Consider the following 1,562-nt stretch of genomic DNA (forward strand, 5'->3'; position numbering starts at 1 on the left):
TACGAGTAAACATCGTTCGATTGCTGGTTTTTTAGCAGGCGTATTTTCTTCACTATGTGCGTATCAACTTTGCCAAAAGAATAAGCCTAAAATTCATGTGATTAAATCTTTGGCTTATCCGTAACTGCGGTTATATAAGAAAAAGGGGATTGGATGTCTTAAATAGTTAAAGCATCAATTAATTTGAATTTTATTAAAAATAGGGGGGATTGTTGGTGAACTAAAAAAGTATCGCACTCACTTTTTTAAGTGAATAATAGAGTTCTTTCATAAGTCATTTTTTACTCAGTTCCATGTTATAGACTCCAGCAATTAAATTAAATCTTAAGCCTAGTCTTTTGCCTCGATTACGATATCGCTCGGCAAGTATTTTGAAGGTCTTCAAACTGCCAAATACATGTTCAATCCCAATTCTTCTTTTATTGATTTCTTGATTGTAGACTTTTAGTTCGGGATGTAATTTGCAGCGCTTCTTTGCTTTAAGAGGCAATAAGCTATTTGGATACACTGCGTAAATCCCTTGATAGCCTTTATCTGCAAGGATAAAAGACCCTTTAGGAATCTGATTCAAGTTACCTTTGAAGAGCTCGAAATCATGTACTGCACCACGACTCGTGCATAAACTCAGAACTTGCTGAGTTCTATAATGGATAATGGCTTGAACTTTAAAAGTATGTGCCTTTTTCTTGCCACTATAGCTTTTCTTCTGTTTTTTTAGGCCTTTGTATTGGAATTTCTGTGGCATCTACGATCACCACATTCCAGTCGATACCTTCACCTTCAGGCAAATTCTTCGGTAAATTAAATAGATTGGACTTAATTAGGCAATCCTCTACATGGCGGACGATTCTTGAAGCAGTAGGCTCTGACACGCCATAACTTGTTGCGACATGGAATAAAGTTCGGTATTCACGCCAATAGCTCAGACAGAGTAGAACCTGATCTTCTACACTTAACTTAGATGGTCTACAGAGATGGATTCGGAAATTTGAACAACACCTATAAGTGATATTTTGCTCCCCAAATGATGTTATAAACATCGATATATGGAGTATTTTATGGCACGTAGACCAAGAAGAAATCATTCAAATGACTTTAAGGCCAAGGTAGCACTTGCTGCGATCAAAGCAGAAAAAACACTTGCTGAATTGAGTTCTGAGTTTGATGTTCATCAAAACCAAATTATTGACTGGAAAAATCAATTGATCTCAGCTTCCTCGCAAGCTTTCGATCAATCAAAAGCTCCATCAGAACCCCCCATTGATCTAAAAAAACTACATGCAAAAATCGGTGAGCAGGCATTAGAAATTGATTTTTTAGAAGGTGTGTTGAAGAAACTGGGCCGCTTCAACCACAAAAGTTAATCGATCACTCACTTCAGATATCAGTATCTAAACAAGCTAAGTTACTGAAAGTCTCTCGTGGTTGTTATTATTATCGCCCAAAACCTGTGAGTGAATCAGATCTGAAGCTGATGCGCTGTATGGATGAGTTACATATGCAATACCCTTTTGCAGGTAGCCGTATGATGCGTGATTTATTGAATCGTCAAGGACATCATA

Annotated in this window: 2 protein-coding genes and 2 pseudogenes; 2 read left to right on the top strand and 2 right to left on the bottom strand. The window is 37.2% G+C overall.

Annotated elements, in window-relative coordinates:
• A pseudogene (locus FTT91_RS14485) lies at positions 1 to 124 on the top strand (IS982 family transposase); the annotation flags it as partial.
• 150 nt (positions 125 to 274) lie between these two features.
• Here FTT91_RS14485 and FTT91_RS14680 read toward each other — a convergent pair.
• A complete protein-coding gene (locus FTT91_RS14680) occupies positions 275 to 745 on the bottom strand; it encodes an IS5/IS1182 family transposase (protein WP_035271019.1) in 471 nt (156 codons plus the stop codon).
• Positions 693 to 1,085, bottom strand: a complete 393-nt coding sequence (locus FTT91_RS14495; RefSeq protein ID WP_306670667.1) for a transposase family protein — start codon at positions 1,083 to 1,085, stop codon at positions 693 to 695. Before FTT91_RS14495 ends, FTT91_RS14680 begins: the two co-directional genes overlap by 53 nt.
• Here FTT91_RS14495 and FTT91_RS14500 point away from each other — a divergent pair.
• A pseudogene (locus tag FTT91_RS14500) lies at positions 1,047 to 1,562 on the top strand (IS3 family transposase); the annotation flags it as partial. The gene FTT91_RS14495 and the pseudogene FTT91_RS14500 sit on opposite strands and share 39 nt — an antisense overlap.

It is taken from the genome of Acinetobacter sp. YH12021 (assembly GCF_013420145.1).
GTDB lineage: Bacteria > Pseudomonadota > Gammaproteobacteria > Pseudomonadales > Moraxellaceae > Acinetobacter > Acinetobacter towneri.

Excerpts from the sequence above, each read along its gene's own strand:
- FTT91_RS14680 (WP_035271019.1), bottom strand. The coding sequence starts at position 745 with ATGCCACAGAAATTCCAATACAAAGGCCTAAAAAAACAGAAGAAAAGC.
- FTT91_RS14495 (WP_306670667.1), bottom strand. The coding sequence starts at position 1,085 with ATGATTTCTTCTTGGTCTACGTGCCATAAAATACTCCATATATCGATG.